This window comes from Nonomuraea sp. NPDC050022, from assembly GCF_044460705.1.
Lineage (GTDB): Bacteria > Actinomycetota > Actinomycetes > Streptosporangiales > Streptosporangiaceae > Nonomuraea.
On the sequence record NZ_JBITKE010000006.1, the window covers coordinates 367968 to 392074 of the forward strand.

At 69.4% G+C, this 24107-nt stretch carries 22 protein-coding genes, 1 pseudogene and 1 riboswitch; of the genes and pseudogenes, 7 read left to right on the forward strand and 16 right to left on the reverse strand.

From position 1 onward, the window contains the following. Window positions 1-53 precede the first annotated feature (53 nt). Together ACIBO2_RS27535 and ACIBO2_RS27540 are read left to right on the forward strand one after the other, a co-directional pair. Window positions 54-797, forward strand: coding sequence for an anti-sigma factor domain-containing protein (locus ACIBO2_RS27535; protein WP_397300397.1), 744 nt, complete (start codon window positions 54-56; stop codon window positions 795-797). 58 nt (window positions 798-855) lie between these two features. Continuing rightward, window positions 856-3105, forward strand: coding sequence for a M64 family metallopeptidase (locus ACIBO2_RS27540; RefSeq protein WP_397300400.1), 2250 nt, complete (start codon window positions 856-858; stop codon window positions 3103-3105). On the opposite strand, the gene ACIBO2_RS27545 is transcribed toward ACIBO2_RS27540, so the two are convergent. The 9 genes from ACIBO2_RS27545 to ACIBO2_RS27585 form a co-directional block, all read right to left on the reverse strand. Next, a complete protein-coding gene (locus tag ACIBO2_RS27545) occupies window positions 3049-4047 on the reverse strand; it encodes a phosphotransferase family protein (RefSeq protein WP_397300403.1) in 999 nt (332 codons plus the stop codon). The genes ACIBO2_RS27540 and ACIBO2_RS27545 overlap by 57 nt on opposite strands. A 91-nt stretch (window positions 4048-4138) precedes the next feature. Then, a complete protein-coding gene (locus ACIBO2_RS27550) occupies window positions 4139-4981 on the reverse strand; it encodes an aldose 1-epimerase family protein (RefSeq protein WP_397300406.1) in 843 nt (280 codons plus the stop codon). Window positions 4982-5052: 71 nt separating this feature from the next. Beyond that, window positions 5053-6054: a LacI family DNA-binding transcriptional regulator gene (locus tag ACIBO2_RS27555; protein ID WP_358550618.1), complete on the reverse strand. Its 1002-nt coding sequence runs from the start codon at window positions 6052-6054 to the stop codon at window positions 5053-5055. Next, entirely contained in the window at window positions 6035-7444 is a 1410-nt protein-coding gene (locus tag ACIBO2_RS27560) for a GH1 family beta-glucosidase (protein ID WP_358550620.1), read from the reverse strand. The genes ACIBO2_RS27555 and ACIBO2_RS27560 overlap by 20 nt, the downstream gene beginning before the upstream one ends. Next, complete coding sequence (locus tag ACIBO2_RS27565) at window positions 7441-8271, reverse strand: carbohydrate ABC transporter permease (RefSeq protein WP_225295030.1); 831 nt, start codon at window positions 8269-8271, stop codon at window positions 7441-7443. Before ACIBO2_RS27565 ends, ACIBO2_RS27560 begins: the two co-directional genes overlap by 4 nt. Further along, window positions 8268-9206, reverse strand: coding sequence for a carbohydrate ABC transporter permease (locus tag ACIBO2_RS27570; protein WP_397300411.1), 939 nt, complete (start codon window positions 9204-9206; stop codon window positions 8268-8270). Before ACIBO2_RS27570 ends, ACIBO2_RS27565 begins: the two co-directional genes overlap by 4 nt. Window positions 9207-9263: 57 nt before the next feature. Further along, window positions 9264-10604 (reverse strand): extracellular solute-binding protein, encoded by a 1341-nt coding sequence (locus ACIBO2_RS27575; protein ID WP_358550623.1) that lies wholly within the window; start codon window positions 10602-10604, stop codon window positions 9264-9266. A gap of 419 nt (window positions 10605-11023) precedes the next feature. Further along, window positions 11024-12268 (reverse strand): RNA polymerase sigma factor, encoded by a 1245-nt coding sequence (locus tag ACIBO2_RS27580; protein WP_358550625.1) that lies wholly within the window; start codon window positions 12266-12268, stop codon window positions 11024-11026. Window positions 12269-12573: 305 nt separating this feature from the next. Beyond that, window positions 12574-13005 carry a YciI family protein gene (locus ACIBO2_RS27585; RefSeq protein ID WP_358550690.1) on the reverse strand — a complete coding sequence of 144 codons (432 nt, stop codon included), beginning with the start codon at window positions 13003-13005 and terminating at the stop codon, window positions 12574-12576. A 402-nt stretch (window positions 13006-13407) separates the two neighbouring features. Here ACIBO2_RS27585 and ACIBO2_RS27590 point away from each other — a divergent pair, with 402 nt between their 5' ends. After that, window positions 13408-13740, forward strand: a complete 333-nt coding sequence (locus tag ACIBO2_RS27590; protein WP_397300415.1) for a hypothetical protein — start codon at window positions 13408-13410, stop codon at window positions 13738-13740. Here the strand turns inward: ACIBO2_RS27590 and ACIBO2_RS27595 are convergent. The 3 genes and pseudogenes from ACIBO2_RS27595 to ACIBO2_RS27605 all read right to left on the reverse strand — a co-directional run bounded on the left by ACIBO2_RS27595 (window position 13712) and on the right by ACIBO2_RS27605 (window position 15841). Beyond that, complete coding sequence (locus tag ACIBO2_RS27595) at window positions 13712-14356, reverse strand: MerR family transcriptional regulator (RefSeq protein WP_397300837.1); 645 nt, start codon at window positions 14354-14356, stop codon at window positions 13712-13714. The genes ACIBO2_RS27590 and ACIBO2_RS27595 overlap by 29 nt on opposite strands. 79 nt (window positions 14357-14435) lie before the next feature. Beyond that, a pseudogene (locus tag ACIBO2_RS27600) lies at window positions 14436-14864 on the reverse strand (serine hydrolase domain-containing protein); the annotation flags it as partial. 293 nt (window positions 14865-15157) lie between these two features. Next, window positions 15158-15841, reverse strand: coding sequence for a DUF1963 domain-containing protein (locus ACIBO2_RS27605; RefSeq protein ID WP_397300417.1), 684 nt, complete (start codon window positions 15839-15841; stop codon window positions 15158-15160). Between the two features lie 764 nt (window positions 15842-16605). Between ACIBO2_RS27605 and ACIBO2_RS27610 the strand changes: the two genes are divergently transcribed. After that, a complete protein-coding gene (locus tag ACIBO2_RS27610) occupies window positions 16606-16920 on the forward strand; it encodes a hypothetical protein (RefSeq protein ID WP_397300420.1) in 315 nt (104 codons plus the stop codon). A 200-nt stretch (window positions 16921-17120) separates the two neighbouring features. Here the strand turns inward: ACIBO2_RS27610 and ACIBO2_RS27615 are convergent, their stop codons facing one another. From ACIBO2_RS27615 to ACIBO2_RS27630, 4 genes are all read right to left on the reverse strand, one after another. Further along, the gene (locus tag ACIBO2_RS27615; protein WP_214641500.1) at window positions 17121-17285 is read right to left on the reverse strand and encodes a hypothetical protein; all 165 of its coding nucleotides are present in this window, start codon (window positions 17283-17285) and stop codon (window positions 17121-17123) included. A 246-nt stretch (window positions 17286-17531) separates the two neighbouring features. Next, complete coding sequence (locus ACIBO2_RS27620; protein WP_358550639.1) at window positions 17532-18212, reverse strand: CHAP domain-containing protein; 681 nt, start codon at window positions 18210-18212, stop codon at window positions 17532-17534. Between the two features lie 12 nt (window positions 18213-18224). Further along, window positions 18225-18363: riboswitch (cyclic di-AMP (ydaO/yuaA leader) on the reverse strand. Between the two features lie 118 nt (window positions 18364-18481). Then, window positions 18482-19435, reverse strand: a complete 954-nt coding sequence (locus ACIBO2_RS27625; RefSeq protein ID WP_358550641.1) for a Gfo/Idh/MocA family oxidoreductase — start codon at window positions 19433-19435, stop codon at window positions 18482-18484. A gap of 19 nt (window positions 19436-19454) precedes the next feature. Beyond that, entirely contained in the window at window positions 19455-20282 is an 828-nt protein-coding gene (locus ACIBO2_RS27630) for an aldo/keto reductase (protein WP_358550643.1), read from the reverse strand. A 137-nt stretch (window positions 20283-20419) separates the two neighbouring features. Between ACIBO2_RS27630 and ACIBO2_RS27635 the strand changes: the two genes are divergently transcribed. The 3 genes from ACIBO2_RS27635 to ACIBO2_RS27645 all read left to right on the forward strand — a co-directional run bounded on the left by ACIBO2_RS27635 (window position 20420) and on the right by ACIBO2_RS27645 (window position 24026). After that, window positions 20420-21649, forward strand: a complete 1230-nt coding sequence (locus ACIBO2_RS27635; RefSeq protein ID WP_358550645.1) for a transposase — start codon at window positions 20420-20422, stop codon at window positions 21647-21649. Between the two features lie 121 nt (window positions 21650-21770). After that, the gene (locus tag ACIBO2_RS27640; protein ID WP_397300424.1) at window positions 21771-22691 is read left to right on the forward strand and encodes a hypothetical protein; all 921 of its coding nucleotides are present in this window, start codon (window positions 21771-21773) and stop codon (window positions 22689-22691) included. Between the two features lie 174 nt (window positions 22692-22865). Continuing rightward, window positions 22866-24026: a DUF6716 putative glycosyltransferase gene (locus ACIBO2_RS27645; protein ID WP_397300820.1), complete on the forward strand. Its 1161-nt coding sequence runs from the start codon at window positions 22866-22868 to the stop codon at window positions 24024-24026. Window positions 24027-24107: the final 81 nt, after the last annotated feature.

Sequence of the window (24107 nt, forward strand, 5' to 3'; positions counted from 1 at the left end):
CGCCGAAGTACTACCGAAGAAATGACGTGACCCCGACCGACGTGGAGTGCGATATGAGCGATGAGCTCCACACCCTTTCCGGCGCCTACGCCGTGCACGCGTTGCCGGACAGCGACGGGGTGCTGTTCGAAACGCACATGGAGGAATGCCCGTCGTGCCGGACGGAGGTACGGCGGCTGCGCGAGACGGCCGTCCTGCTCGCCCTCGCGGTCGCCGAGCCACCCCCCGCCGCCCTGCGCACCCGCGTCCTCACGGCCGTCGCCCGCACGCCGCAGACTCCCGCGGGCTCGCCCCGGCGGATCCTCCGCGACGTGCGGCTGTGGCGTCGGCGAGGGCGGGGGAGGGTGGTGGCCGGGTTGGCGGCCGTGTCCACGGCGGCGGCCGTCGCGCTCGGCGTCGTGGTGTTCGACGCCCGCCGCGACCTGGGCGACCTCCAGGCCAAGGACGGCGAGGTCGCCGCGGTCCTGGCCGCGCCCGACGTCCGGACCGTACGAATGCCGGTCACCGCGGGCGGCAGCGGCACCGTCGTGGTGTCGCGCGCCCGAGGCCGGATGGTGTTCACGTCGTCGGGCCTGCCCGAACTGCCCCGGTCGAGGGTGTACGAGCTGTGGCTGATGGGCCCGGACGGCATCCGCTCGGCGGGACTCCTGGACCGGCGCCCCGACGGCGTCACCACGCCCATGCTGGCCGGGGCGGCCAAGGGGGACGAGCGCATCGGCCTCACCGTCGAACCGGCGGGCGGCTCCAAGCAGCCCACGACCCAGCCGGTCCTGTTCGCCGAACTCCCCACAGCCTGACCAGATTTATCGGCTTTGGTATGAGACGCCGATCCGCAACAGGCCGATAATGCGGATCATGCGTAAATCCGCGGCCCTGGTCCTGGCCGCCGCCGTCTTATACATCCCCCCAACCAACGCAGCCAACGCAGCAGAAGCACCCGGCGCTGCCACCGTCGTGCCGGTCCAGGTCACCGGTACGCCCGCCAAACGGTTCAACCTGGTCATCATGGGCGACGGCTACACCGAGTCCGAGCAGGCGAAGTTCCGGGCGGACGTCGACCGGCACCTCAACGTGATGTGGTCCATCGAGCCGTACAAGTCCTACCGCGCCTACATCAACGTCTACCGGGTGGACATCGTCTCCGGCGAGTCGGGTGTCAGCTGCGACCCCGCCCTGACCTCGCCGAAGAAGACCACCCCGCTCAGCATGGGCTTCTGGGGCCAGTGCAACCCCAGCAGCGTCCAGCGGCTGATCACCATGGACAACACCGCCGCCACCCGCTACGCGAACCTGGTCACCGGCACGACCTCGGCCAACCGGCAGATCCTCGCGCTGGCCAACAGCGGGACGTACGGCGGCGCGGGCGGTTCCTACGCGACCGCCTCCGGCAGCAATTCCATGTCCGCCTTGATCAGCCCGCACGAGCTGGGCCACTCCCTGGGCGGCCTGCAGGACGAGTACGACTACTACCAGCGCGGCGTCCCCGGCGGCGCGTACACGGGGCCCGAGCCCGCCTCCGCCCACCACACGCTGCTGACCGAGCAGCAGATGCTCGACCAGAAGAAGAAGTGGTGGCGCTGGCTCGGCGAGCCCAGCGAGTCCGGTGGCCCGATCGGCCGCTACGAGGGCGGTATGTACGCCACCACGGGCGTCTGGCGGCCGAGCCGGCACTCGATGATGAAGACGCTCGGCTACTACTACGACCAGGTGAGCCGGGAAGTGATGGCGCAGCGGATCACCGGCAAGACGACGGTGATCCAGGACGCCACCCCGTCGGCCGCGCCCGTCGGCGCCGACCGGGTGCTCTGGGTGGAGCCGATGCGCCCGAACGGCCACGCGCTCACCGTCACCTGGAACGTCGACGGCACGGACCGGCCCGCCGAACAAGGCACGGCCCTGGACTTGCGCGCGCTCGGCCTCACCCCGGGCACCCACACGGTCAAGGCGACGGTCACCGACCCGACGAGCTTCGTCAGGGACCCGGCGATCCGCAGCGCGATGTCCGCCTCCCGCTCCTGGACCGTCGACACGTCGCTGACCACCCCGCCCGACGGCGTCACCCCCGGCATCGTCTCCGCCACCTCGGTGGACCGGCCGCTGGGCCGTACGGAGGTCGTGTACGTGGAGACCACGCACCCGGCGGCGAGCGTTCCCGCGGTCGCGTGGGCGCTCGACGGGAAGCGGGTCGGCGAGGGCGACAGCGACCTGGACCTCGGCGCGCTGAAGCCGTCGGACGGCACGCACACCCTCACCGCGACGTTCGGCGACCGGACGCTGACCTGGACGGTCGACGCCACCTCGCCGAAGACCGGCTACGAGCTGTCGCCGCCGCTCGTCAAGTCCGGCGACACCTACGTCTACAACGGGCCGTTCTCGATGAAGCTGACCGGCACCGACGACCAGGGCGGCTACGTGGTATCGGAGTCGAGGGTCGACGGCGACGGCTGGTTCAACTACTTCGGCTGGCCGACCTCCTCCGACCTGCCGTGGACGTTCACCGAGGACGGCACGACCATCGACTCCCTCGTGTACGGCAAGCTCCCCAGGGGGCGGCACACGATCGAGTACCGCTCGATCGACGGCTCGGGCAACTACGGCAGGGCGGGCAGCTTCACGGTCACCACGATCGCCCCGCCACCGGCCTGCACCAGGACCCTGACGGGCGCCCAGCGCGGCCCGCTGACCGTCGCCGACGGCGTCACCTGCCTGGACCACGCGCAGGTGAGCGGCCCGGTGACCGTGCGGGCGGGCGCCTCGGTGGTCGTCACCGGCGGCCGGCTCTCCGGCGCCCTCATCGCCGCGCGGGCCGCCTCGGTGCAGGTCCTCGGCGCGCGGGTGGACGGCGCGCTGACGGTCGACCGCGCCGGATCGCTGGCCGTCGTGGGCGCCGACATCCGCGGCGCCGCCCTGCTGACCGCGAACACGGCGCCGATCCTGTCGGGCACCACGGTCAAGGGCGCGCTCGCCTGTACGGGCAACACGCCCGCGCCGGTCGACCTGGGCGTGCCCAACAAGGTCACCGGCGTGGGCACGGGACAGTGCGGCAAGCTAGGCGCGGGAGCCGGGGGCACCTCCTACGAGGCGGTCCAGGACGTCCGTGAGTGAGGCGGTGGACAGGTCGCGGGCCCGCGCGTACTCCGACTCGGGATACTGCCGCGGCCCGTTCTCCACCAGCAGGATCAGGTAGAGGTAGGCACGATAGAGGTCGAGCCGGGTCCGCGCGGCGGGGGTGAGCTCCAGTGGGGTCACCTCGCGGTACCCGGCCAGGAGCGGGTCGTCGTCGTGCAGCTCGCCGAAGATGGTCGGCGTGACGAACTCGGCCAGCGGGTCGCCCCAGAACGCCCGCTCGTGGTCGATGATCGCCTGGATCCTGGGCGTCCCGGACAGGTCCAGGAAGACGTTGCCCGCCCAGACGTCGAAGTGGACGAGGTGCGGCGTGGTCACCTCGTCCAGGACGGGCGCGGCGGCGGTGAGCAGCGCGCCGATCTCCGCGGCGGGCCGGGGGAGCGGCGTCGGGTAGCGCTCGGTGTCGTCCAGCAGCGCCCCCACCATGGCCAGGTACGCCTCACGCCAGGTGCGGCCGGTGATGCCCGCGTGCGGGTAGCCGAACACCTCGCCCGTCACCGCGTTGAACCTGGCCAGGTGGCGGCCCAGCTCCCGCCGGAGCGCCGCGTCGGCGCCGTCCGGTTTCACGTCGTTCCACGACACGCCGTCGAGCGTCCCGAACAGCAGGTAGTCGCCGCCGAGCACCGGATCGTCGAACCCGGCGGCCAGCAGCCTCGCCACCGGCACGCCCGCGGCGACGGCCAGCTCGCAGGCCGCCGCCTCCATCCGCAGCAGGTTGCGCTCGTAGCTGAGCTGGTCCAGCTCGGGGGAGGGAGCCAGCTTGAGTACCACGTCGCGGCCGTCGTCGAGGAGGAGCCGCCAGACCGCGTTGGCGTAGCCGTCGGTGAGTTCGGTGGATCGGGTCACGCCCGCGCCGAGCGCGCGCCGGGCGAGATCGTCGAGCTCGGGGGGCGATAGGCGCCGTTTCGTCCTGCTGTCCACGAGACCCGATTGTGGGGTCATGCCGTGCTGATCGTCCAGCTCGGCTCGACCTCGTCAGGCGGTGCTGATCGTCCAGCTCGGCCCGACCCTGTCAGGCGGCGCTGATCGTCCAGCTGGCCACGTGCTCGGCGCCCGGTTCGAGCACCACCACGTCGGTGCCGGAGTTGAACGCGTCGGGCGGGCAGGTCATGGGCTCCACCGCCACGCCCTCGTAGCCGAGCTGCCCGCTGGTGCAGACCTGCACCCAGGGCAGCACGGCCGGGTCCCACGTCATGCGTACGCCCCCGACCCGGGCCTCTCCGGCCGCCAGCCCGGTGAACGCGTGGTCGATCACGTCGCCGTCGAGCGGCCTGGCCTCGCGGAAGTCGTACGGGGAGCCGGACACGTCGTCCAGGGACCGCGGCAGCAGCCGCTCGTCGGTGACCAGCACCTTGGCGGCGGGCAGCTCCAGGTCGTCGCCGAGCAGCCAGGGATGGGGGCCGCAGCCGTAGGGGGCGGCGTCGGTGCCGTCGTTGCGGGCGGTGACCGTGGTGGTCAGCCCGTGCTCGTCGAGCCGGTGGAGCACGCGCAGCGTCAGCGTGAACGGGTAGCCGGCCGTGGGGGTGATCGTGTGCGCCAGGCGTACGAAGGCGTGGTGGTCCTCGGCGGCCAGCAGCTCCACGACCTGCCAGTCGACGCCGGACACCAGCCCGTGCAGGGCGTGGCCGCGCTCGGGCTCGCTCACCGCCAGCTCGTGCGTCCGCCCGCCGAACGGATAGCGGGCCCCGCCCACCCGGTTCGGCCACGGGGCGAGGATCGTACCCGCGAAATAGGGGACCGGGCCCTCGGCGGGCCAGCTCGTGATCAGGTCGCGCGCGCCGTGGCGGAGCGTCCTGAGCGCGGCGCCGCGCGGGCTGATCCGCGCGGTGTATCCGGCGGCGGCGAGCTGGGGCACGGAAGGATCCTCTCTCGGGGGTTGAGCAGGGGGTCGAGCAAATAGCAAAAAGAGCAAAGGGTATCCCGAGGTCAGGCCGACTCCCGGCGCACCAGGTGGGTGTCGAGGATGACCACGGGCTGGCGGAGCGCCTCGCCGTTGATCCGCGCGACCAGCAGCCGCGCCATCTGGCGGCCCATCTCCTCGGCAGGCTGGTGCACGGTGGTCAGCGGCGGGTCGGCGTGCAAGGCGACCTTGGAGTCGTCGAACCCGACCACCGCCACATCACCCGGGATGGCCCGGCCCTCGAGCTTGAGCACCCGCATCGCCCCCACCGCCAGCGGGTCCGATGCGGCGAACACGGCGTCGAGCTCCGGCTCTTCGGCCAGCAGCTCGCGCATCGCCGCCGCGCCGCTCTCCTCGGAAAAGTCGCTGCCATAGGCGACCAGCTCCCGCGCTCCCAAGGTGAGCAGCGCGTCGTGGTAGCCGGCCAGCCGGTCGACGCCCACGCCCATGTCCTGCGGCCCGGCGATCGTGGCGATGCGCCGCCTGCCGAGACCCAGCAGGTGCTTGACCGCCTGCCGGGCGCCGGCCCGGTTGTCCATGTCGACGTAGCTGTAAGGGGTGAGGCCGACCGGGCGGCCGCCCAGCACGGTCGGCACGCCCATCGCCTCCAGCCGGCCGGGCAGCGGGTCGGCGCCGTGCAGCGACAGGAGCAGCACGCCGTCGACGTGCTGCCCCGTCAGGTAGTGCTCCAGGCGTTCGTGCTCCTCCTGCGACTGGGCCATGGCCAGGATCAGCTGGAGGCCCGTCTCGGCCAGCGCCGAGCCGATGCCCCTGATGGTCCCGGCGAAGTAGGGCTCGTCGAAGACGCGCAGCTCGGACTCCGACACCACCAGCGCCACCGTGTCGGTGCGCCGGGTGACCAGCGCCCGCGCCGCGCGGTTGGGGACGTAGCCCAGCTCCTGGATGGCCCGTTGCACGGCGTCGCGGGCCTTCTCGCTCACGTTGGGTGAGCCGTTGATGACTCTGGACACCGTGCCACGGCCTACTCCGGCCAGAGCAGCGACTGCCTCAAGAGTCGGTCGGTTCATGACGCCTATTCTGCCGGATGATCTCCGAGTACCAGATAGCGCTGTCCTTGAGCACGCGCCGCTGGCTCTCGAAGTCCACGTGCACGAGGCCGAAACGCTTGCCGTAGCCCCATGCCCACTCGAAATTATCCATCAGTGACCAGGCGAAATAGCCCTCCAGCGGCACCCCGGCGTCGATCGCGTCGCGGCAGGCGCGCAGGTGGTCCTCGAAGTAGGCCACCCGCTCGGAGTCGTGCACCCGGCCGTGCTCCAGGACGTCCTCGAAGGCCGCGCCGTTCTCGGAGACGACCATCGGGATCGCCGGGTAGTCCCGCGCCACCCTGGTCAGCACCTCCACCAGGCCGCCCCGGTCGATCTCCCAGCCCATCGCGGTGACCGGCCGGCCGCCGTCGACGAACGACACGTGCTCGCTGCCCACCCATGGCGAGGCGGAATCCGTGGGCGCCGCCGCCGCCGAGGCCCTGCCGCCTGGTGCTCCCGAAACCGTGAAGCGGCTGTAGTAGTTGACGAGCAGCACGTCGATCGGCGCCTTGATGGTCGCCAGGTCACCGTCCCTGATGAAGCCCAGGTCCATCCCGAGGTCGTCGAGGACGTCCTGCGGGTAGCGGCCGGTCATCAGCGCGTCGAGGAAGAACCTGTTCTGCAGCCCGTCGATGCGCCGCGCCGCGTCCTGGTCCGCCTCGCTGTCCGTGGCCGGGGTGATCGCGTAGAGGTTCACGCAGCCGCCGACCCGCCTCGCGCCCATCGCCTGTACGGAAAGGCCGTGCGCGAGGTTGAGATGGTGCGCGCCCCTGATCGCGTTCTCCGGCTCGCGACGGCCCGGGGCGTGCTCGCCCGAGGCGTAGCCGAGGAACGCGGTGCACCATGGCTCGTTGACGGTGCTGAAGGTATGTACGTGGTCCTTCAGCGCTTCGTGCACGGTCGCCGCGTAGTCGGCGAAGCAGTAGGCCGTGTCGCGGTTGGGCCAGCCACCCCTGTCCTCCAGCGCCTGGGGCAGGTCCCAGTGGTAGAGGGTCAGCCAGGGGTCGATGCCGTGCTGCCGCAGCTCGTCGGTGAGCCGCTTGTAGAAGTCGAGACCCTTCTGGTTGACCTTGCCGGACCCGTCGGGCTGGATCCGGGGCCAGGAGACGGAGAAGCGGTAGGCGGTCAGGCCCAGCTCCGCCATGATCTGGGCGTCTTCCCGGTATCGGTGGTAGTGGTCGATGGCCACGTCCGCGTGGTCCCCGTTGAGCACGCGGCCCGGGGTCTTGGTGAAGGTGTCCCAGATGGACACGCCGCGCCCGTCCTCGGCGACCGCGCCTTCGATCTGGTACGCCGAGGTGGCCGCGCCGAACGCGAATCCCGTGGGGAACTGCAGCCCGGCACGCGTCTGTTCCTCTTGTGTCGTCACGCCTTGACCGCACCTTCCATGAGTCCGCCGACGATCTGGCGGCCGAATGCGACGAATACCGCGATGAGCGGAATGATGGACAGCGCCGTTCCCGCGAAGATCAATGTGTAGTTGGTGGAGAACCTGGCGTTCAGCGAGGTGATCGCGATCTGCACCGTCGGATTGTCCGGAGTGAGGACGATCAGCGGCCACATGAAGTCATTCCACATCAGCATGAACGTGTTGATCCCGAGCACCGCCATGCCCGGCCGTACGGCCGGCAGCACGACGTTCCACCAGATCCGCAGGGTGGCCGCGCCGTCGACCCTGGCCGCCTCGACCAGTTCCATCGGCACCGCCTGGCGGGTGTACTGGGTCATCAGGAACACGCCGAACCCGTTGAGCAGGTACGGCAGGATGACCGCCTTGAGGGTGCCCGTCCACTCCAGGCTCACCATCAGCCGGTAGAGCGGCACCACGCCCATCTGCTGCAGCGGCACCGCCATCGTCAGCAGTACGGCCAGGAGCAGCACGTTCCTGCCCTTGAACGACAGATTGGCGAAGGAGAAGCCGGCCAGCGTCGAGATGATGACCACCGAGACGGTGACCACGCTCGCCACGATGAAGGAGTTGGTCAGGCCGAGCAGGAAGTGGGCGTCCTCGTTGTTGAGCACAGCGACGATGTTCTGGCCGAGATTCCCGCCGGGCAAGAACGGCGGCGGCACCGCGACCGCGTCGGCGTTGGTCCGCGAGGCGATGACCAGCATCCAGTACAGCGGGAAGGCGGACAGCACGATGGCCAGCGCCAGCATGACCCGGGTGATGAGGGTCGGCGACCAGTTGGTCATTTGGTGCCCCCGATCCTGCGGACGAACAGGAAGTTGATCAGCGCGCCGATGAGGATGAGCAGGAACAGCAGCCAGGCCGCCGCGGCGGCATACCCGTAGTCGAACTCGCGGAAGCCCTGCTTGACGACGAACATCGCGACCGTCTGGAACTGGCCCTGTGACCCGCCGTCGACGTTGCCGTTGTAGAACGTCGTCGGCTCGGAGAACAGCGTGAGCCCGCCGATCGTGGAGTTGAGCACCACGAAGATCATGGTCGGGCGGAGCATCGGCAGGGTGATCTGCCAGAACTGCCGCCGCCGCGAGGCCCCGTCGATGGCCGCGGCCTCGTACAGGTCGCGCGGGATCGTCTGCATGCCGGCCAGGAAGATGATCGCGTTGTAGCCGGTCCAGCGCCAGTCGACCATGGTGGCGATGGCCAGCCACGACGGGACCCGCTCGGCCCGCCAGTTGATGGCGTCCACGCCGAACCAGCTGAGGATCCAGTTGACCAGGCCCCAGTCGCGGGCGAAGAGCTGGGTGAACACGACCGCCACCGCGACCACCGAGGTCACCAGCGGCAGCAGCACGCTCATCCGGATCACCAGGCGCAGCCGGAACCGCTTGTTCAGCGCGTTGGCCAGGAACAGCGCCAGCAGCAACTGCGGGATGGTGGCCAGCAGGAACATGCCGACCGTGTTGACCACGGCGTTCCAGAAGTCCTCATCGGCCAGCAGCTTGGCGTAGTTGCCCAGCCCGGTCCACTTCGTGGTCCCGGCCAGGTCGTAGTCGTAGAGCGAGTAGTAGAGGGTGAACGCCAGCGGGAAGAGCCCGAAGGCGGCGAACAGGATGAAGTACGGGGACACCAGCGTGTACGGCATCACCTTGACGTCCAGTCTGGAACGCCAGCGGCGGCCGCGCGGTTGATGCCGGCTGAGCCGCACCGCGTCGATACTCATGAGTGACCTTTCGGCGGCAGTAGCCCGGCCCGCTTCAGCGCGGGCCGGGCAGGGAGATCAGCCCGCGGCCTTCACCGCGTCGTCCACCAACTGCTGCCAGGCCTTGCCGTAGGGCACCGAGCCGTCGTCCATGCCCTGGATCACCGACTCGATGGCGTTCTTGACCTGGGCGTGCTTCACGCCGAGGAAGACCGGCTGGAGGCTCGACGCCGACTTGGCGAAGATCTCGCCGATGGGGGCGTTGTTGAAGAACTCGTTCTTCGCGCTCTGCACGGCCGGGTCCTGCTGCGCCGCCGTGTTGCTCGGCATGTTGCCGAAGTCGGTGAAGATGCTCGCCTCGGTCTGCGCCTGGGTCAGGTAGTCGGCCACCGCGGCGGCTTCCTTCGGGTGCTTGCTCTGCTTCGGCACGGACAGCCAGGAGCCGCCCCAGTTGCCGCCGCCGCCGGGTACCGCGGCCACGTCCCACTTGCCCTTGCCGCCGTCGCCGGCGTTGCCGCTGACCACGCCGAGCATCCACGACGGGCAGCCGACCGTGGCGAACGCGCCCTTCTGGGTGCCCGCCGCCCACTCGTCGGTGAAGTTACGCAGCTTGGCGGTCAGGCCCTGCTGGCTCATCTTCGTGGCGAAGTCGAAGCCCGCCTTCACCGCCGGGTTCTTGTCGACGATGAGGTTGTTGTCCTTGTCGAAATAGGTGACGTTGCCGTTCTTGGCCGCCTCCTGGTAGAGAACCACCTGGTAGAGGGTGTTCGTGCCGTCGGCGAACTTGGTGTCCTTCACCTTCGCCTGGAACTGCTGGCCGACCTTCATGAAGGCATCCCAATCGGGCCACAGGGCGCTGACCTTGTCGCGCTCGGAGGGCAGCCCGGCCTTCTTGAACAGATCCGAGCGGTAGCAGATGCTCATGCCGCCGATGTCGGTGCCCAGGCCGAACAGCTTGCCGTCGGCGGTGAGGCCGTTCTCCCACTTCCAGGCGGGGAAGTCCGCCTTGCGGGCGTCCAGGCCGAATTCCTTCAGGTCCGCCCACCACTCCGGGTGCGCCTTGGCCAGGCCCATGCCACCTTCGTCGATGCCGACCACGTCGCCCGCGCCGTTGCCCGCCTGCAGCCACTGGATCATCTGCGGCCAGTACTGCTGCTCGAACTGGTCGGTCAGGTGCTCTTCCTTGATCTGGATGTCCTTGTGCTCGGCGTTCCACTTCGTGATGGCGTTCTTGTAGCCGAAGTTCGAGCCGCCGCCGAAAGTCTGCACCCGGATCGTGACCGGCTCGGCGGCCGCCGAGGACGCGGGTGCGTTACTGGCCGCCGGAGTGCCGCCGGAGCCGCAGGATGCGACGGTCAGGGCCGCCGCCGCCAGGGCGGAAGCCGCGGCGAGACCGCCGCGACGCTTGCGGTTCAACATGGTGGACCCCTTCTCGGGTGAATGGGTGGGGAGGTGCACCGCGACACACGCTCCGGGCCGCGGTGGGAAATCCTTGGGAGCGCTCCCACAAAGGGTGCACTTATGGCCTGTGCCCGTCAATGCGCTGAAACGCAACCGTTACCAATGGTGCGATTTCTCGTTCTGAAAGGGGATTTTTGGTTACTTACGCCGCAAAGAGCCGTTTGGGAGCGCTCCCATCACAAGGGACTCGTTTGTGTTTGCTTCCTGGGCATGTCGCCCACACACTGCGGGCTTTTCTCGTGGTCACGCCCGTGGTCACGCCCGTGGTCACGAGCGCGGTCGGGCTCGCGGTCGCGCCTGTCGTGGCGTTTGGCTGTGGCGTCCGTACGGCGCGTTGCGGCGACCAGCGGACGACAGGGATCAGCGGGCGACAGGGATCAGCAGGCGGCGGCGCGCTCTCGCAGCAGGGTGCGCTCGCGGGCGTTGCGGGTCATGGCCGCCGCCCGTTCGAACTCGGCGCGGGCCTCACCCTGTCGTCCCAGCTTGACCAGGAGATCTCCGCGTACGCTCGGCAGCAGGTGGTAGCCCTTCAGCGCCGGTTCGTCGACCAGCTGGTCCACCAGCTCCAGCCCGACAGCCGGACCGTACGCCATGGCGAGCGCGACCGCCCGGTTGAGCTCGACGACCGGCGACCGCGACATCCGTGCCAGCGCCTCGTAGAGGGTGGCGATGGCCCGCCAGTCGGTCTCCTCAGGGGTGAGCGCCCTGGCGTGACAGGCGGCGATAGCGGCCTGCAGCACGTACGGGCCCAGCTCGTCGCCGAGATCCTCGGCCCGCTGGAGCGCGTCCAGGCCACGGCGGATGAGCAGGCGGTCCCAGCGGCCCCGGTTCTGCTCCAGCAGCAGGATCGGCTCGCCGGACGGGCCCACCCGGGCGGCCGCGCGCGAGGCCTGGATCTCCATCAACGCGACCAGGCCGTGCACCTCTGGCTCCTTGGGCATCAGCCCGGCCAGCACCCGGCCGAGCCGCAGCGCGTCCTCGCAGAGTCCGGGCCGCATCCAGTCGTCACCGGCCGTGGCCGAGTAGCCCTCGTTGAAGATCAGGTAGATGACCTCCAGGACCGACGACAGGCGTCCGGCCAGCTCCTCACCCTGCGGCACCTCGAACGGCACCTGCTTGTCGGCCAGCGTCCGCTTGGCGCGTACGATCCGCTGCGCCACCGTCGGCTCCGGGACCAGGAACGCCCTGGCGATCTCGTCGGTGCTCAGCCCGCCGAGCACCCGCAGCGTGAGCGCTACCCGGGCCTCCGTGGACAGCACCGGATGACACGCCGTGAACACCAGCCGCAGCAGGTCGTCCTCGATCTCGTCAGTGCCGGGCAGCTCCTCGTCGGCGCCTGGTTCGTCCGACAGCTCGCGGCCCATCTCGGCCAGCTTGCGCGCGTAGCGTTCCTGACGGCGCAGCAGGTCGATGGCGCGGCGCTTGGAGACGGTCATGAGCCAGGCGCCGGGATTGCCCGGCACCCCCGACTCCGGCCACTGCTCCAGCGCCGCGACCAGGGCGTCCTGGGCCAGCTCTTCGGCCAGGCCGAGGTCGTGCACCAGCCCGGTCAGGCCGGCGATGAGCCGCGCCGCCTCCATCCGCCAGACCGTCTCGATCGCCCGATGCGTATCGGAAGCCATCACCTGGCCATAAGACCAGCCCGCCCCAACTCCCGCAAGCCGACCCGGGGCCCTGGGGTGAGAGACCGGTCCGCCCCGACCCCGGCCTGGGGGGCCGGTCCGCTCCGACCCCGGTCGGGGCGATCGTGACAAGGTCCTGTCGCGGTGCGTCGCCCGGCGGGCGAGCCGGTCGCGGAGCCGGGCCGCCATGCCGGGGCCGGGGGCCTCGTTCCAGGCGAGCCGGGTCCGTAAGCGGGGGCCGGGTCCTCGAGCGGGGAGCTGGGTCCATAAGCAGGGAGCTGGGCTCGCGGACGGGCAGTCGGCTTCTATCGTTCGGTGGAACCCGTCAGGCGCTCCCGCAATGCCGCCTCGCGTTCGGCCGCCTCCGGGGTCATCGACTCGTCCGGCAGGTCGGCGGCGTCGAACACCTGCCAGACATCCAGCCCGACCCCCTCATGCCCACCGGGAACCGGCACTCGCAGGGCCCATTCGATGGCCTCTTCCCGGGACTTGACCTGGATCAGCCAGAACCCGGCGATGAGCTCCTTGGCCTCGGCGAACGGCCCGTCGAGCACCGTCGCCTTGCCATCCTTGGTGTAGGCGATCTGCGCACCGTGGGAGCTGGGGTACAGCCCTTCGGCGGCCAGCAGCACCCCCGCCTTGGCCAGGCTCTCGTTGTAGGCGCCCATCGCGTCGACGAGCTCCTGGCTGGGCAGCTCGCCGGCCTCGGTCGCCTCGTTCGCCTTTCCTACGATCATGAACTTCACGATCCGCCTCCTTCACTCTCACGAACGCGTCGAACGGTCAGGCCCCGAAACGACACGTGAGCAGAAATTCTTCACCAGGAGACGTCGCAGCGGTCACCGACACCGCGAACCAAGACCGGCGCTTTCGGCCCTCCGGCCGCTTTCAGCCCTCTGGCGGCTTCGGGCCTGCGGCGGAAAGGACAGGGGGTCTACGTTCCAAGTGAGGACCCGGACAGCTTCCTGGCCATGATCCGGGCTTGGGAACCGCCGTAGTCCGATTCGAGCTCCACGAAAAAGAGATCGTCGAGCTCGACCGCCGGACCGGTGAGGTGGTCGGCGTCTGGAACTGGCGGGGCCAACACATGACCGCATTCGACGGCATCCTCCTCGTGGACGGCGCACAACAGTGCTGGCATGGTGATGCGGTTGCTGCTGGAGCCCTTGCCCGCGTCGTGTCCGGCACCGGCGCCCCGCGACCGCAGGGACTGCGCGGCCTGCTGGCCGGGCCCGCAGGAGGCGGCCGACGCCGTGCGGCAACTCGAGGATTTCGAAGAGCGCATGCGGCGGGCAGCCACGCAGGCGATCGTGCGGGAGGCGTATCACCAGACGGTGGGCGAGCAGGAGGACGAGCAGCGCAGGCCCACCGCGTCCGCCCAAGCGTGGAGAGCCACCTGGCCGCTGGCCCAAGACACCGTGAAGATATCGGGCCGGTCACCGATCACTGCCGCCGGTCGACGCCCGGTTTAGCCGGGGGTTCCGCCAGCCGCTCCGGCCGGGTCCAACCGGCCCAGCCACGCTCGCGCATCAGGTCCAGCATCCGCGGGTTGGACTCGGCGGCAAGTGCGTCGATAAGGTCAAATGCTAGATCGTCGTACCCCATCTTGCCGGAGGTGTACGCCTGCTCGGCCAGGCCGGCCAGGATGTCGGCGGCTTCCTCGAGACGCAGGTCGTCGCCTGCGCCGCTTTCCAAGATCTCCGACAGGACCCGATAGAGCCGAACGATTTGGGGGTCATCGAGCTGCGTGAGTTTCCAGGGCATAACCTCGCGGATGTGATCGGGCCAGCGAGCCGCAACCAGGATCCACCCGTCCCGCTCAGCCTCCACCATCCGTTCTGACGCCCCGATCTCCCGAAGCCGATCGAGATAGGAGGTCACCTCTGCCGGGAGCGCCAGACGGTCCCCGGCACCGAGCTGCGCGATCTGCTTGCGGCTGGTCTCAAGCCGTTCGATCTCCTCGCGCAGGTGGCTGTCGATTTCTTGGACCGCTTCGGCAAAGGTCGATGCGTCGGCTTCGAGCATCTGACCGATTTGAGACAGTGGCACGTCGGCATTGGCGAGGGTGCGGATCTTGATGAGGGACACGGCTGCCGTCGCGCCGCGCCTCGATCGCACGGATGACCGGATGCCACGCGCACGCCTGCTCGAACGTCAGCGGTCCGTCGACGAGCGGCAGACCGGCCTGGTGCGACAGCAGCCAGCGCACTTTGATCTGTTCCTTGCCGTTGGCGCCGAACTCCGGCCAGTACTGGGCCACCGGAGCGTCCAGATCCAGCTCACCACGCTGTGCCAGCAGATGGGCACAGATCGCGGTAGCGCCCTTCGTCGTGGATGCGACGTGGACGATGGTGTTTTTGCGCCACGGTCGGTTCGCTTCGCGATCGGCGAGCCCGCCCCACAGGTTGGCGACAGGGCGGCCGCCCACGTATACGCTGCACGCCGCGCCGACCTCGCCGGGGGCCTCGAAGTTCGCGCGGAACGCGTCAGCGAGCTTTCCCCAGCCTTCCTCTACACCGTGCTCGAGATCGTCATCACCACCGCCGCTCACGGAGGCGTTGTCGCGGCCCTGATCGGCTGTCATTGGGATATCCATTCTCTCGTTACGGTTTGTCGCCCGGGAACCGCCATCGATGGCGTTGGTCAGCCGCTCCCCTCGGACTGATCCGCTGACCCTCCGGGTGGTTCCGAAGCGACTCCTCGGCGAGCTCCACAGGGTCCTCCCCGGACGACTTCGCGGATCGGGTTCCGTTCACCGCGCTCTGCTGTAGCGCGCGCGGCCTCGGAGGGGTGCTCCAGCACCCTCCCGGGGCCCGTCCAATCGGACCCGATGGCTTGTTGGAGGGCTGCTCATGACAGCCAGCATGGAGGGCTGACGCAGCGTCAAGGTCAAGCCCACAGGGCAGATTCGATTCGTCTGCGTACGCCGATCGTCCCCAGGCGATCTTGACGATCATTCGGTGACAACGGCTGTTTGCCCTGGTTGAGCGCGCCGTTGTCGCCCCACGTGTGTGCGACGCCATGGTTGGAGTCGATCTGCAGGATCGGCTGTGTCATTCGGTGGTCGCCATGGGGGCAGCGCGGGTAGTCGGGATCTTGTGCCCAGCTCGGCCAGCCGCCGAGTTTGTCGCCCTGGCGGTTGAGTGTGAATACGACCTCGCGTTCGTCGGGGAGCAGCGCCGGCTCGTCGGCCTCGCGATAGGGATAGTCCTTGGCCGCGCGGCCCCAGCCGATGATCGGCCGTACCGGGAGCACACGTGCTCCTTCCGGTTCCTTCACGGGGGTGACCGCGCCGGCCGGGTCGACGATCCGCACCAGATCACCGCTGGAGAACGGGTGGTAAGGGTTGCACGTTGTGCAGGGGAACAATTGCAGCAGGCCCAGGCCGAAGGCTTCCCGTGCGGCTTTCGGTGTGCGGGAAAGGTCGATCTGGACGAAGAATGTGAGCGGTGCCTCGCACGAGCGGTGGTGCCTTGTAGTAGTTTTCGGCGAGTCACAGTCGACACCGGCGGCGATCAGCCGTGGCACAACCTCCGGAACGTCGAAGGTGATGCACTGCCCCAGGGCGAGCACCAGCTTGTGATCCTCGATCCCGCCATACTCGACGATCGCCCCGGCGACCGAGCCGCCTGATCAGGGTTGAGTTCTTCGGGCCCCACGACCTTGGCGCCGCGTTCTCGCAGCTGACGAATGATGGTCGCATCGCCGAGGTCTTCCGCGATGTCGAGCGGGCGGTGCAATGTCGGTGTCACCACGTTGACGTCAGCGCCAGCGGCGAGCAGAAGCTGCAAGTTCTCCACAGCACCGGCCCTTGCGCGGCCCACAACGGGGAGCGGTTGCCGGTCGCGGCCGGCGAGGCGCCGGCGGGGAGCAGTACCCGGACGAAGGCGGCGGCGCCGCGGCGTCGTGCGGCGTACTCAAGCCCGACATCGAGATCCCACCGGCGGACGGTGAGATAACACGCACTCCAGTAGGTCAAGACGTTCGCTCTGCGCCGCCATCTGCAGCACGTCACCGGCGCTGTCCGGCTGTTGTTCCAGGTGAGTCGTGAGCGCCGCAACGTCACCGTGCTCGAAGAGCTCATAGAGGTTCATGGGCCATGGAACGTACTGCCTGCCACGGACATCGAATTTCCGGCCAAGTGAGGCGTCGCCACGGCTACCAGGCCGGTTCGGCGAAGTAGCGGTACGCCGACGTGGGCAGCGTCACCGGCACGCAGCCCTCCTCAATCACCTCGAACGAGCAGCTGCTCACGCTTGCGCAAAGATCGAGAAATTTCCGGATTGCTGTGGGGATCTCTTGAAAAGAGGGGCACAGTCGGGCGATCATGAACGCCCATGACGAAAAAGATCATTTCCAGCGTCGCCGGCATTGTTATCGGGGCCACCGCCCTCATCGGCGGCACCGCCTCCCCGGCGGCCGCGGTGAGCGGCTGCTCGAAGACCGCGAGCAGCGACCACTCCGTGAGCGTCAAGTGCACCAGCGGGCTTGAGACCTATTTCCGGGTCTACGGGTACTTCTGTTCCACCTCGTCCTGCTCCTACATCCCGGGCAGCCTGGTCTCCATAGGCAGCACGAGCAAGGCCACCAGCGGCGCCTACTACAGCGGCAGGTGGAAGGTGAAGGGCTGCTACGTGACCGACGGCTGCTGAGGCACCCGCCGACACGCCCGTCGTGTCGCCGCCGAGCGCTAGGTCATCTGTCTCGGCCTGCGGCAGGACAACGACTTCGAGGAAGAGGAGTACGCGGCGCGGATCGTCGACGCCCTTCCCTCCCGACCTGTGGGATCCAACGCCGATCTCCCCGCGAAGCCGTGGCGTCGCGGGGAGATCGGCCGGGGCCCGGCCTTGCGTCAGATGTGCTCGGCGGGGTTCGCCGGGAGGTAGAAGTTCCAGCTGCCGTGCCCCTCGTGGGCGCCGCCTGCGGGGCAGTGCCCGTTGTCGGGGCGGCCATTCCACCAAAGGGTGTAGCACTTGTTACAGAAGCGCCAGTTGTCCTGCTGCGTCGTCGGTGACATGTCCCCTCCTCCAGTATCGAGAACCGGCTCGCTGTCCGGCCACCGTCAGTGTCTGAGGTGATCGCAGGACCGTGACATCCCCAAACTTGGGGGGTTGCGGTCTGATGGGCAGATAAGGCAGCCATGCGCTGTTCAGCCCAACGTGGTGGGCTTTTCGGCAGCCGGTACGGGAGCGTGAGACGCCGACGAGCGCGCGTCCAGAAGGACGCGCGCTCGTCGGCAGGAGAGCCCTCGGTCAGGAAGTCGTCAGGCGCCGTAGCTCGGGTAGCCGTAGCCGACCACCTGGGACGTCGGCCGGACGCGCTGCTGGACGCTGCCGTTGCCGGTGTTGCCCTCGATCGTGGAAATCGTGCCGTCGTGGTTGTCCTTGACGACGAAACCGACGTGCTCGATGTCGTCCAGGCTCTTGCTGCCGCCCCACGAGAAGAACACCACGGCACCCGGCTTCGGGGTCGTGCCCCAGTGGTTGTTGTGAGCGAACCACTTCGCGTGCTCGACCGTGTAGGCGTCCCAGCCGATCATGCTGCGCGCGCCGGACTGCTCGCCGACCCACGAGACGAACATCGAGCACCAGGCGGCGTTCAGGTAGTCCGCCCGGGTGCCGCCGTCGCGCCTGAGGGTCTCCAGGGCGCGCGGGGAGTTCATGTACCACTTCTGGAACTTGGTGCCGCCACCGTAGGCGTTCTCAGTGGTGCCGACCTGGGCCTTGGCCAGCGCCAACACCCGCGAGACCGTGGCCTTGGCCTTGATCTCGCTCTCCGGGTGGCTCTTCGCGGCGGCGTGTGCCGGGGCCACGGCGGCGTGGGCGGTGGCGGTGTCCGCGTGGGCGGCGGACTGGCCGGCGAGTGCGGCGGCCGCGACGCTCACGCCGAGGACGGCGTGAGCAAAGGTCGACTTGGTGGCGCGAAAAAGATGGGACTTCGCCATCGAGGGGGTAACTCCTTGCTTCCATGCCGCTTACCGGGTTAGCTGACGGGTTCGGACGTGGAAGCTGTCCTACGGCACGTGACGTGCCGATACACCCCAAAGGACGGTGGGTCCCCGGTTCCGCGCGAGGCGGATTCAGCGGTCACAGGACGGTCCTGTGATGCCTTTGTGCGATGGTCTGGCAACGAACGGACAAACCGGACGTATGCCTCATATGACCACAAAGGTAATGCAAGAGGCAAGGGTCTTACAAATAGATGAATCGCCAGCTAAGAGAGCTGCTCCCTCGCGTCGGCCAGAAGCCCCATCATGGCAAGGCTTTCGTCAAGTGGCATGATCGCGGATTCGGTCCTGCCTTCGGCCATGGCGTCCCGTACCTCGCGCACCTCGCCGGCGTACCCGTTGTCCGCCGGATCGAGCTCGAGCTCCTCCGTCTCCATCGACGGCCCGCTCAGCACGACCCGCTCCGGCGCCCAGAACGGCGCCTTGATGTGGGCGCGCATGTCGGTGCCCACCACGAGGGCGTCGTTCGCGTACGGGCCCAGCAGCGAGCACTCCACCAGAGCCCGCCTGCCCCCCGGATAGACCAGCACCCCGCCCGCCTCCGCGTCCACCCCTGAAGGCGCCAGCGAGCCCGTGACGTGCATCCGTGAGGGCATCCCGAGCAGCAGCTGCGCCAGCCCGAACGAGTAGACGCCCAGGTCGAGCAGCGCCCCGCCGCCCAGCTCCGGCGCCCACAGCCGGTGCGCGGGATCGTAGGGAGCCTTGAAGCCGAACGACGCCTGGACCGAGCGGATCTCCCCGAACCGGGGATCGCCGGCCACCCGCTGGATGAGCGGATTGAACCGGGTCCACATGGCTTCCATCAGAAACACCCCGGCATCGCGGGCGAGCTGGACCATCCGCTCGGCGTCGGCGACGGACGCGGCGAGCGGCTTCTCGCACAACACCGCCTTGCCCGCCGCGATCGCCGCCTCGGCGACCTCCAGGTGCTGGGCGTGCGGGGTCGCCACGTAGACCGCGTCGACGCCGGGGTCGGCGCACAGCTCCGCGTACGAGCCGTACGCCGACTCGGCGCCCAGTTCCGAGGCCAGCGCCCGCGCGCGGCCGAGGTCGCGCGAACCGACGGCGGCCACCCGCATCCCCGGCTCAGCGGCGATGACCGCCCCGACCTTTGCGGCGATGACACCCGTGGCCGCGATACCCCATGAGAGATCCTTCATGAGGAAAGATCGTAGGGAATCACCCCATCCAGGCGAAAGTGTCCGGGTTGGGGCCGATGCGGCCGTTCTCCTGGTTCAGCGCGCCGATGGCCGCCATGTCCTCGGTGTCGAGGACGAAGTCGAACACCTCGAAGTTCTCTTTGATCCGCGCCGGCGTGACCGATTTGGGGATCACCACGTTGCCGAGCTGGATGTGCCAGCGCAGCACGATCTGCGCGGGCGTCCTGGCGTGCTTCTCCGACAGCACGGCGAGCGCCGGGTCGCCGAGCAGGCCCTTGCCCTGCCCCAGCGGGCTCCACGCCTCCGTGAGGATGCCGTTGTCCTCGTGGAACTGCCGCATCTGCCGTTGCTGGAAGTGCGGGTGCAGCTCGATCTGATTGATGGCCGGAGTGATGTCCGCCTCGTCGATCACCCGGGTGAGCGTCTCAGGGGTGAAATTGGACACACCGATCGCCTTCGCCCGGCCTTGACGGTAGATCTTCTCCAGGCCGCGCCACGCCTGGAGGTACTTGTCCTGCGACGGCACCGGCCAGTGGATCAGGTACAGGTCCACGTAGTCGAGACCGAGCCGGGACAGGCTCTCGTCGAACGCCTCCTCCGCCCGCTCGTGGTCGTTGTTGAAGAGCTTGGTGGTGACGAACAGCTTCTCGCGCGGGATCCCCGAGGCGCGTACGGCCCGGCCGACGCCCTCCTCGTTCCCGTACGCGCTGGCGGTGTCGATGTGGCGGTAACCGGCCTCCAGAGCGGCCGTCACGACCTGTTCGGCCTCGTCGTCCGGCACCTGCCAGACGCCGAACCCGAGCTGCGGCACCTGCACGCCGTCGCTGTTGAGTAGTAGGGAGTTCATCTGAATGGTGGCGCGGAGACCCGGTCCTTCGGGGCCGGGAGGAAGCGCCACTCCTCCTTTCGAAAACAGTGTGGAAAGGCTTGGTCACGTTCGGTAATGTCTGCGGTGGGTGGGGCTGCTGTGACAGGAGGTGCGCGATGGCGATCCGCCGCTCCACCGCCAAACGCCACGGCCTGCCCACGATCGTGCAACTGCGGCTCACGCCCACTCCGGCCCAGGCGGAGGCGCTGGCGGCGGCGGTGCTGTTGTGTAATAAGGCGGCCACTGTTGTCTCCCGCCTGGCCTGGCAGCACCGCACGTTCGCGGTGGTGGAGTTGCATCGGCTGGCCTACTACGAGGTGCGCGGGCAGGTGGCCGGGCTGGGTGCGCAAGCGGCTGTGCGGGCGATCGCCCGGGTGGCCGGCGCCTATGCCAACCGGCGCGCCAGCAAGAAACGCGCCCACATCTTCCGCCCGCACGGCGCCGTCCCCTACGACGCCCGGCTGATGAGCTTCAACCGGGACGCCCGCACCGTGTCGCTGTGGACCCCCACCGGCCGCGTCACCGCCCCCTACACCGGCCGCCCAGAAGACCTCAAAGCCATCGACACGCTGCCGCTCGGCGAGGCCGACCTGGTCTGCCGACGCGGCGTGTGGCTGCTGCAGGTCGCGCTCACCCTGCCCCGACCGGCGGTGCGTGAGCCGGTTCACGGATTTGTGGGGGTGGATCAAGGGGTGGCGAACCTTGCGGTCACCTCCGACGGTGCGGTGCTGCCCGGACCGGCGCTGCCGGGGCCGGTCGGTGGCAACGGCCACGTCCGAACCCTGCGGGAGCGGCGACACCGGCAACGCCGCCGGTTGCAGAAGAAGGGCACGTCGGCGGCGCGGCGGGTGCTGCGCCGTCTGTCCGGTCGTGAGCATCGGATGATGACCGACCTCAACCACCAGATCAGCAAGCATGTGGTGCGTGAAGCCGAACGCACCGGTCGCGGGGTCGCCTTGGAGGATCTGCAGGGTATCCGCGGGCGGGTAAGGGCTCACCGGTTCCAGCGGCGCACCCTGCACAGCTGGGCCTTCGCCCAGCAGACCACGTTCACCCGCTACAAGGCCGCCCGGACGGGGGTCGCCTTCGTGCTGGTCGACCCCGCCTACACCTCGCAGGCGTGTCCGAACTGCGGGAACATCAGCAGGGCGAACCGACCGGCGCGGGGCCGGTTCGTCTGCACCAGGTGTGGCCTCGCTGGGCACGCCGACCACATCGCAGCCCGCAACATCGCCACACGCGGCGCTGCGGGCTGGGCTGCCATCAACCAGCCACACGCTACCGGCCTCCCTTCAACCAGACGGGACCGTGAGAGCAAACCACCAGCTTCAACCAGTGGTAGTTGATGGGTTCCATTGTTCATGTCCCGTTTCTGGCGGCTTAAGGCGGCCGGGCTAGCTTGAAGCGGTCGTGATCGGGCTATCACCCCGCGGGGGTAACAGAGTGGGCAAACAGGCGTCGGCCTGGGTGGAGTCCCCGCTTCAGATGCTGTGCGCCATAGAGGCGCACCGCGCTGGGCTGCTGGGGCCTGCCACGGTCGTCGTGCCGCGTGCCGGGCTGCGAGCGCTCAAGGCCACCCGCCGGGAGCTGTCCGGCCTGGCTCTGCCCGAGGGGCTGGAGCTGGCCGAGCCGCGCGAGCGGATGCCGCGCTCCCCGCACGCCGTCGGCGACGCCTTCTCCGGCCGGGTTCAGTTGCGCTGGCTCGTCTCCCATCCGGGCCGCATCGTGATCGTCGATGACGGGCTGGCCACGCTCCGGTTGCTGTCTCTGCTAGCCGAAGGGCCGTACAAACCGCTGTTGCGGGCGCGCGCCCACCCGGGAAAGCTGCGTGCGGCCCTGGGGCTGGCGGCGGCGATCAGGCTGCGCGCGAGCCGGGTGTCGGTCTTCACCGCGCTGCCGGTGACCGACGGGCTGGCGGCGGCCGTCCGCGCGGCGGGCGTCGACCTGGTCCGCCACGACTTCGGCTGGCTGCGCGAGCAGCCGCTGAGCGGGCCAGGACCGGCCGAGCGGACCGTCGTGCTCGGCACCTCCCTGGTCAGGAACGGACTGGTCCATCGCGACCGCTACCTGAGCTGGCTGATGGAGCGGGCCGCCGAGGAGCCGCTCGCCTACTTCCCGCATCGCCGCGAGGACCCCGCCGACGTGGCGGTCATCCGCGAGCGGCCCGAGATCACCGTGCACGACGCCGGCGTGCCGGCCGAGCTGACACTGCGCGGCCTCGACCCCGCCCAGCGGGTGCTCAGCCTGCCGTCCACCGCGATCACCTCGCTGCGCGTGCTGCTCGGCCCGCGCGGCGTCGCGGTCGAGGCGGTGGACGTGCCGGACGACTGGTGGACCAGCAGGGCGGCCCCCGACCTGCGTTCCCATCTGACCGGAGTCACCGGATGATCGGCTTATCTCGCCGCTGATGGGAGTTGCCGGGTGACCGGCTCATCCCGCGGCTGATCGAAGTGGCCGGGTGACCGGCTTACTCCGTACATGACTGGAACGGCCGGTTAAGACGGGCGTTCAACCCATACGACTGGGCGTTTGCCCGTATTTGACTGGAGTGACCACTTGAGAGTGCTGGCCGTGGCCGACTCCGACTCATACCTGAAGTGGGCGGCCTGCCTGCTCGACGACCTGCCACCCGGCTGCGAGACGGACCTCGCGGTGGTGCGCACGCCGATCGCGCCCTCGCCCGAGCAGATCGCCGCCGCCGTGGGCGGGCGTCCCGCGCCGCCGCTGATGCCGGCGCGGGCGGTGCGGCGTCTGGCCGAGCGGACCCGGCCGGACGCGATCATCGTGGCCTGTACGGGGCCGGTCGTGGACGTACTGGTGGCCGAGGTGTTCGCCGGGCTGCGGCCGCGGCCGGTGTTCGTGGCTGGACTACCAGGCATCTCGGTGCCCGCGACGGAGAAGGCGTGGCTGTTCCGCAGCGGGTGCGATCTGTTCGTGGTGCACAGCGAGCGGGAAGCGGCCGAGTTCGGCGGGATCGCCGCCCAGCTCGGCGGGGGAGGGGCGGTCGGGCTGGCCCGGCTGCCGTTCCTGCGCCCGCGGGCCGTGCGCGGCGGCGGGAACCGGGTGGTGTTCGCCACCCAGGCCAAGGTGCCGCGTGAGCGCGAGGATCGCGAACGCATCCTGCTGTCCCTGGCCGAGCTGGCCGCCCGCCGCCCGGACCTGGACGTGGTGGTGAAGCTGCGCGCCCTGGAGGACGAGCGGCAGACGCACAACGAGCGCTTCCACTACCAGCGGCTCTGGCGCGAGCTCGGCGAGCCGGGGCGGGTGGCGTTCGAGGCGGGCTCGATGCACGACCAGCTGGCCCAGGCGGCCGGGTTCGTGACCGTCAGCTCGACGGCGGCGCTGGAGGCCATCGCGCAGGACGTGCCGCTGCTGGTGCTGAGCGACTTCGGCGTGAGCGCGGAGATGATCAACCTGGTGTTCGAGGACAGCGGGCTGCTCGGCACGCTCGACGAGCTGGCCGGTGGCGGCTTCCGCGCCGCCGACGCCGGGTGGTGCGCGGCCAACTACTTCCACCCGGTGGAGCGCAACGACTGGGCCGGGCTGCTGGGCGGCCTGGTGGCCGGCGGCCCGCGGGTTCCGGCCAGGTCGCTGCTCGACGGGCCGGAGCACGCCGCCGCCCGCCGCCGGGCCAGGATGCGCCTGGACGTGCCGCCCACCATGCTGCGCGTCGGCTACCGGGCCAAGCGGCGGATGCGCCGGTATCTGCGGGCGCTGTCCTGAAGCCGCTGCCTAGGAACCGAAGCCGCTGCCCAGGAAAACCGTGAAAAGCCGTTGCCCCCGGAGGATGTCTCCGGGGGCGCC

Coding starts and splice junctions, on each gene's coding strand:
- ACIBO2_RS27535 (WP_397300397.1), top strand. CDS start 54: ATGAGCGATGAGCTCCACACCCTTTCCGGCGCCTACGCCGTGCACGCG.
- ACIBO2_RS27540 (WP_397300400.1), top strand. CDS start 856: ATGCGTAAATCCGCGGCCCTGGTCCTGGCCGCCGCCGTCTTATACATC.
- ACIBO2_RS27555 (WP_358550618.1), bottom strand. CDS start 6,054: ATGAACCGACCGACTCTTGAGGCAGTCGCTGCTCTGGCCGGAGTAGGC.
- ACIBO2_RS27565 (WP_225295030.1), bottom strand. CDS start 8,271: ATGACCAACTGGTCGCCGACCCTCATCACCCGGGTCATGCTGGCGCTG.
- ACIBO2_RS27570 (WP_397300411.1), bottom strand. CDS start 9,206: ATGAGTATCGACGCGGTGCGGCTCAGCCGGCATCAACCGCGCGGCCGC.
- ACIBO2_RS27575 (WP_358550623.1), bottom strand. CDS start 10,604: ATGTTGAACCGCAAGCGTCGCGGCGGTCTCGCCGCGGCTTCCGCCCTG.
- ACIBO2_RS27580 (WP_358550625.1), bottom strand. CDS start 12,268: ATGGCTTCCGATACGCATCGGGCGATCGAGACGGTCTGGCGGATGGAG.
- ACIBO2_RS27585 (WP_358550690.1), bottom strand. CDS start 13,005: ATGATCGTAGGAAAGGCGAACGAGGCGACCGAGGCCGGCGAGCTGCCC.
- ACIBO2_RS27590 (WP_397300415.1), top strand. CDS start 13,408: ATGGTGATGCGGTTGCTGCTGGAGCCCTTGCCCGCGTCGTGTCCGGCA.
- ACIBO2_RS27610 (WP_397300420.1), top strand. CDS start 16,606: ATGACGAAAAAGATCATTTCCAGCGTCGCCGGCATTGTTATCGGGGCC.
- ACIBO2_RS27615 (WP_214641500.1), bottom strand. CDS start 17,285: ATGTCACCGACGACGCAGCAGGACAACTGGCGCTTCTGTAACAAGTGC.
- ACIBO2_RS27620 (WP_358550639.1), bottom strand. CDS start 18,212: ATGGCGAAGTCCCATCTTTTTCGCGCCACCAAGTCGACCTTTGCTCAC.
- ACIBO2_RS27625 (WP_358550641.1), bottom strand. CDS start 19,435: ATGAAGGATCTCTCATGGGGTATCGCGGCCACGGGTGTCATCGCCGCA.
- ACIBO2_RS27630 (WP_358550643.1), bottom strand. CDS start 20,282: ATGAACTCCCTACTACTCAACAGCGACGGCGTGCAGGTGCCGCAGCTC.
- ACIBO2_RS27635 (WP_358550645.1), top strand. CDS start 20,420: ATGGCGATCCGCCGCTCCACCGCCAAACGCCACGGCCTGCCCACGATC.